Origin of the sequence: Bartonella sp. CL435QHHD, assembly GCF_042195095.1 — a bacterium.
GTDB lineage: Bacteria > Pseudomonadota > Alphaproteobacteria > Rhizobiales > Rhizobiaceae > Bartonella.
This window is the reverse complement of the sequence record NZ_JBHINS010000055.1, coordinates 1-6777: the sequence shown is the minus strand read 5'-3', so window position 1 is coordinate 6777 and position 6777 is coordinate 1. Positions and strand designations below refer to the sequence as shown.

The window sequence follows — 6777 nt, the reverse complement described above, 5'->3', positions numbered from 1 at the left end:
CCGTAGCATCATAAGAAACATGCGCATGGTCATAAATATGAGCATCAGCAAGAATGCGGGCACTACCATTCACATGAGCATTACCATAAATACTGCCATAAACATGAGCATTGCCATAGACCTCAGCATTGTCATAAACTTGACCACGAACGATAGCGTTGTCATTAATTTTTGCATTGCCATAAACATGAGCATTTGCACCGAAAACCCATGCATCATCATTAACAACGGCATTGCCATAAACTTTAGCATTTCTATTAATACAAGCATTATCATAGACCCAGCAATTGCCATCATGAGAGAGATTGCTTTCATTTTCGATAAAACCACCTAAATCACCAGTCTTTACATCAGCAAAATCTCTAATGGCTTTAATGCGGTGTAAAGTATGACCAGCCACACAACGTGTTTCATTCGTAAATTCGTATTTTTTTGTTATAGGTAAAGAGACACAAGCGTCATCAGAAATTTGAGATGCAAGATTAATCGTTTTATTGTCTTCAATACGTGTATACCAATTAATAAAAGCATTCCCATAGACTTTTGCATTGTCTCTTATAACAGCCTTATCACATACAGCGGCGTTATTAAAAACACGAGCATGTTTGTAAACAAAAGCATATCCAAAAACCAAGGCATTATCATGTATTTTTGCATTGTCATAAACACTAGCAAAATCAAATACCTTTGCATTATCACAAACCGTTGCATTATCGAAAACACTAGCATAATTAAAAACAGTAGCATTATCAGAAACAAGAGCATTATTATAAACACAAGCCTCATTAGCTACCCAGCAATTACCATCATGTGATAAGTTACTTTCCTTTTCAATAAAGCCGCCGAGGTCGCCCGCCTTTACATCAGCAAAATCTCTAATGGCTTTAATACGGTGTAAAGTATGACCAGCCACGCAACGTGTTTCATTAGTAAATTCGTATTTTTTAGATACAGTTATAGCGTTCATAGGTAACTCCCTAAGTTCATATTTGATAAATTTAAAAATGAAATGTTTTAAAGAGGGGCGCCCCCGCCGCGCCTAGTGTTAATTACATTGCCTCGTCATAATACTCATGACGGTAATAATCATCATCACTTCCAAATCTTGGAATTGCTTCATCATGAATTTGATCATATTCAGTTAAAGAGGCAGCGCTATGAACACAAGAAGAACCTGATACATAAGAACCACAAACCACGGCATCATCAACGACATAGGAATCATCACAAATATAAGCACCATCACTTATTTTAGCATTGCCTCCGACATGAGCATTATCACAAATAACAGACATATCAGAAATATGAGCATGGCCACTTACACGGGCGTTATCATAAATTTTAACATTCCCTTCGATGATAACGGCATTTTCAACATGGGCATTGCCATAAACCTCACAATAATCATTTATTGCCATAAATACGTGCATCGCCATAAACGTCTACAAAAAAGCCTTTGACTTTAGCATTGTCATAAACCCTTGCATTTTCAAAAACACGCGCTTTGTCATACACCCAGCAATTACCCTCATGAGATAAATTGCTTTCTTTTTCAATATACCCCCCGAGATCGCCAGCTTTGACATCTCCAAAATCTCTTAAAGCACGAATGCGATATAAGAAATGACCAGCTACGCAATCCATTTCACTAGTAAATTCATATTTTTTGGATATTTTTTTCTTATTAACGGGGGTGTTGTTTGATATATTTGTCATAATTAAAACCTTAACGTAAAATTGTTTGTTATTGACGCTCTTAACAAGCATCGGGCGCTAACAAACACGGCGTTAAGTCCGTTGCTTACACTTTTCCCATAAGGGTATTGTATGATGTAAGCACACCCGACAGAGTCATTATATGCTAATTAACACATAAAAAACAGCCAGTATTTTAAAAACATAGGAAAGGTTGTATCGTAACCTATCCGCTTAACGTAAAGTGTTTGTTAATCACTTGATTATTTATATAACAAAATACGTATTTATTGTCAATTAATATTTTATCTTTTTTGATATTTTTTGTATTTTTTTAATTGCATTATGTATTAATTTTATCATGTTCTTATGAAGAGCTTCTTTTATATTTATATGCTTTTAAAGCTATATTATGGGCGTTCTTAAACGATTGCGTTATGTTTTGAACTATACATTTATAATATTTAGAAACGCTCTCATAATGCGTTTTTTTATCTTTATAACCTATCAATTTTTTTACTAAATGAATTTTAATTTTTTTGTGAATTTTGTTTATAACACGTTTGCAACTTAACAGCTTTTTATAGAGATGATCTTGATAACCAACGCTTTCATTTGTATTTTTGCTTTATTCAAATAAAGCTACTGTTTTTACGCATTCTCTATAGTTGTTATGTTCTTTATAGCCATGGCATCATTTTTCATGTTCATAAGAGAAATGATAAATAGGATAATTGCGATTTATTGTCTGTTATGAAAACACTTATGAAAACATCTCAATAGAAACTGATAATTATAGAGATTAGCAAAATCCTTTTTAATAGGCTTTTGTTATTTTGATTAGTTCTTTTTAAAAGATAAAATTATATTTTTAGTGAGTGATTAACACGTGTCTTATGAAAAGCGTATGAAATTAAAAATTGATTACGTTATCAAAATCCCTTTTATGCATTTTAATCAGTTCTTTTGAATGATAACCTTATGATTTAGAGAATGATTACAACGTGCTTTATGAAAATCATGTGATTCTTTAAAGCTTTTCAAAAGATAGCTTGTAACTCATAAGAGATGCTATCAAGATCATTATGGTTATGAGTTTTGACGGGTTTTTGAGTTTTGAGGGTTGCCCCTTTTAGATAAAAAAACGATAAAAATTAAAAATGTTATTTTTCAATATGTTAATATTTTATAGATCTTAAAAAAACAACCCATATTGATAATATAACCTCTAAATTCAATCAATAATATACGTTTTGAGGGAGGGGTGACGGTTTTTACACCTTCAAAACCTATAAGCAAAATGAATATACATAACACACTTTAAACAAAGCTTTTGATAACAATAAAGCTATCCATTTTAGATTACGGTATAACCTCTTAAAGGCAATGTAAAAAAATCTAATTCTATTTAAGAGTGGATTTCTTAAATTTTGCAAAACAATCTAAAAAATTATTTAAAAGTTCAAATTGTATCTTTAATTTGAATTATAAATACATTATTAGACTTTTGATATTAATCAAAGGTTTATGATGATGAAGTTTTTTATTTTATTTTGTTTGTTAATACTCACAGCTTGTGGTCCTTGGGATAATCAAGTAACACACTTGACCGGAATTGTTGATCCAAACTACAAGGGACGATTTCAAACCAAAAAGGTGGTTATAGGAGGTGTTGGCATGTCTATTTTTGAGCAAAAAGAACTTGAAGACACCTTTGAGAAATCCCTCGTTAAATACAATGTACAGATATTGAGAGGATTAGAACTTTTCCCTCCAACTCGTAATTATTCCTATAACGAGAAAGAGAAAATTATAACAAATAAAGGCGCAGATGCACTCCTAATAGTTAGCGTTGATAATCGTGATATATCACAGACGTATATCCCGCCAACATATCATCCAGGAACCTCTACAAGTACTATTTCGGAAGTTGGACACTTTACTACCATAAGAACTGTAACGACACCAGGTTATGTGAGCGGTGGACATAATATTAGTAAGCCCGGCATAAGCGTTAGTGTTTACCTTATTCACAATACAAAAAACAAAGAAACCATATGGCTAGCAAAAGGCTCTAGCAATGGAAATGCTTTTGCATCATTTTCTAATCTTATAGTAAGCGTTGCAGAAACAACTGTCGAGAAACTAGCCAAAGAGGGGCTTATCGTCCCAAAGTAGAGTATCTAAAAGTGCAAGTTTCTTCTTTTTAGAATAACGCATATTAAGATTATATGTAAGCAATGTATAAAGGGGGTATAGGAACCTATAGGTATAAGACCTTATACCCCTTATGCGTTTAGCATACCCATTATGTGAGCATGCTTTATAAGTTATTCAGTTTCTCTTATTTCTAATTTTGGTAAGTTCTTAACAATTTTCATTGTTTCTAAACTTACAGTGATAACCCTTTGAAATAACTCTAGAGGGTAGGCAGGGTTGCCAACGGTTTCAACAGCATAGCGATTGGCATCATTCACAATACCACTCTTTTTATCTGTTTTTACACATTGACGCCCCATAAACCATTCAAGAGCAGGCTTGCCATTGACGATATACTCATAAGCTTACTTAGGGATATCTGTCATGATGATATTGCTATTATAAATAACAGTTGATTTATTCTTTTCCTTACTATCCTTAATTTTTGCAAATTTCATTTCAGTCACATAATAGAATTTTTCGAGATTAGAGATTTCTGTCTGTTTTGGATTACCCTTTTTAAAGGTCACAGGATAAGGCTCTACAGTTTCATAATTCACGTGCAAATGCCCCAGTTTACGCCCTACTGTCACAAATTTCCAAAAATCATCAGCATTCTTTACACACGGGATACGCGGCAATTTTTTAGAGAGGTTATTGACATAACGAGTGCGATAATCTTCTGAATGCAAAAGACCGTAAACATAATAAAACAGATCATCTTTAGTGTTTTTTCATTAGGATAAGCAGCTTTTAAATATGCTAATCCTTCATCAGTTATGGCATTACGCATTTTCTTATTTTAGTAAATAAGCTATTGTCATACTATTTTTCTTATCAAGCGATAATAATGGAGTGTTTTTTGTTGTCTCTAATATGTAACAGTTCCAATAAATTTGGTCTATTCTATGAATAAGAGTCTTTACTTTAAGCTCAAGATTATATTACATGCAACACCTTAAAATTAAGAAGCATATAGAGCATATGATTGTCATTTAACAGTGTCATTGTAAAATCTTCACAAGCGGGGGAAATGATATGGTTTGCACAACACATAAAGCAAGTGTATACAGTACAGTCTATGCTTTTCTCTCAGATGTTATAAGTATTACTCTCATCAAAAAATTAAAAAATTGTTACGCGGTTGGCGATTTTTTCTGTGACGCTGATGATATGGTTCATTTGGTTGCTCACTTTGAGGGCACAATGAATGCATAGATTTTTTTTCACTTTTGTTTTTGCGGCTATTTTGTGCCTTTTCTCGTTGCCGAGTTTTGCCGAAAACATTCGTGAGAAAGCGATTAATCAATCAGAGAGCATCCAACGACAACAAACGCAAGAACAGCGTTTTCAACGATTGCACCGTAGAAACGAAACCCATGGGGTATTTTTGCCAGACGATGATACCACATCTGCCTATGGTGCTTCGTCTGGTACAACCTGTTTGCTGATCAAAAGCATTGAATTTGTTGATGCTCAGTTGATTTCTCATNAGGACGGTGTTTGGGGATTGCCGAAATCAACAAAGTGCTCAAAGCGGTGACCAAGCTTTATATGAAGCGCGGCTATATTGCGGTGCGGGCTTATTTGCCTGAGCAAGATTTAAGCGGCGGTCATCTCAAGATTGTTGTTGTTGAAGGCGTGATGGAAGATATCACTCTGGATGGGCATAAAGTTGAGAGGAGACTTCAAGGAGAAATCACCACGGCTTTTCCAAACCTTATTGGGAAACCGACCAATCTGCGCCAGATAGAGCAAGGGCTTGATCAAATCAATCGGCTTTTCTCACGCCAAGCTACCATTAATCTTGGTGCTGGTAGCAATTCGGGTGGTTCGATACTCGATGTTCATATTGAAAAACAGAAACCTTGGCTTATTACGCTTTCCAGCGATAATCTTGGCGCTAAAGCAACAGGGCTTTATCAAACGCGCTTGAGCCTTTCTTTTGATGATCTGTTAGGGATCAATGATCAATGGTCGTTTAGCTATCAGCGCTCCATGGATGGTGGTCCGTATCATTTTTCTCACAAGCGTCCCAATAGTGATACTCTAACGGGATCATTTTCTCTTCCCTATGGCACTTGGACAACTGGTTTTGATGGGACGTGGAGCCAATATCATTCGAGTGTTAAGGGAATATTTTCCGATATTATGACTGCGGGTAAGTCTTTATCGCTTACACCGTGGATTTCACGGGTTATCGACCGTGATCAAGAGGGAAAGACCTGGCTTACAGGACGGTTGACATGGAAATATTCTGATAATTTTATTATGGGCAGTCGGGTTGATGTTTCCAGCCGTAAATTGGCTATTGCAACCTTTGAGCTTGATCATTCGCGCAAGTGGCTTGGAGGAGAGTTAAGCGCGCATATAGGGTTTCATAAAGGGTTGGCAATTCTTGGCGCTTATGATGATAAAGAGCAAGAGAATGCAACAAAAAATTCACCCAAAGGGCAATTTTCCAAATTGTCTTTTTCCCTAGGCTACGTGCGTCCTTTTTCGCTCAAACAGTATAACTTTCGCTATAACACACTGTTTTCAGGACAATTATCACCCGACACGTTGTTTAGTTCAGAGCAAATATCGCTTGGTGGTAGTTCCTCTGTGCGCGGGGTGCGTGAGGCTATTTATTACGGCAATAATGGGGCGTTTTGGCGCAATGAATTGTCGCTGTTGTTGCCAGGTTTTTCTTCGAGAATGGGGCGTAAATTTATGAGCCAATTTGCCCCTTATATGGCGCTTGATCTGGGGGCTGTAGCCAATGATGCAAACAAAAACAGTTTTGGCGGGAGCCTCGTTGGGGCAACTCTTGGTTTCCATGCAACCGGAGACATTACGGATATTGATGTATCTTATTCGAATATTTTAACCCAATCGACAGTG

At 35.6% G+C, this 6777-nt stretch carries 2 protein-coding genes and 4 pseudogenes; 3 read left to right on the top strand and 3 right to left on the bottom strand.

The window, feature by feature from the left end:
* Together ACFILH_RS03410 and ACFILH_RS03405 are read right to left on the bottom strand one after the other, a co-directional pair.
* Window positions 1-439, bottom strand: a pseudogene (locus ACFILH_RS03410) (hypothetical protein); the annotation flags it as partial.
* A 610-nt stretch (window positions 440-1049) separates the two neighbouring features.
* Window positions 1050-1716 (bottom strand): annotated as a pseudogene (locus ACFILH_RS03405) (hypothetical protein).
* Between the two features lie 1506 nt (window positions 1717-3222).
* Between ACFILH_RS03405 and ACFILH_RS03400 the strand changes: the two are divergent.
* Window positions 3223-3873 (top strand): hypothetical protein, encoded by a 651-nt coding sequence (locus tag ACFILH_RS03400; RefSeq protein WP_375667361.1) that lies wholly within the window; start codon window positions 3223-3225, stop codon window positions 3871-3873.
* Window positions 3874-4025: 152 nt separating this feature from the next.
* Here the strand turns inward: ACFILH_RS03400 and ACFILH_RS03395 are convergent.
* Window positions 4026-4684, bottom strand: a pseudogene (locus ACFILH_RS03395) (type ISP restriction/modification enzyme); the annotation flags it as partial.
* 248 nt (window positions 4685-4932) lie between these two features.
* Between ACFILH_RS03395 and ACFILH_RS03390 the strand changes: the two are divergent.
* Both ACFILH_RS03390 and ACFILH_RS03385 read left to right on the top strand, forming a co-directional pair.
* Window positions 4933-5112: a hypothetical protein gene (locus tag ACFILH_RS03390; protein WP_375631742.1), complete on the top strand. Its 180-nt coding sequence runs from the start codon at window positions 4933-4935 to the stop codon at window positions 5110-5112.
* Window positions 5105-6777: pseudogene (locus ACFILH_RS03385) on the top strand (ShlB/FhaC/HecB family hemolysin secretion/activation protein); the annotation flags it as partial. The gene ACFILH_RS03390 and the pseudogene ACFILH_RS03385, both read left to right, overlap by 8 nt.

Bases quoted from the DNA above. Each gene is read 5' to 3' on its own strand.
- ACFILH_RS03400 (WP_375667361.1), top strand. From the start codon at position 3,223: ATGATGATGAAGTTTTTTATTTTATTTTGTTTGTTAATACTCACAGCT.
- ACFILH_RS03390 (WP_375631742.1), top strand. From the start codon at position 4,933: ATGGTTTGCACAACACATAAAGCAAGTGTATACAGTACAGTCTATGCT.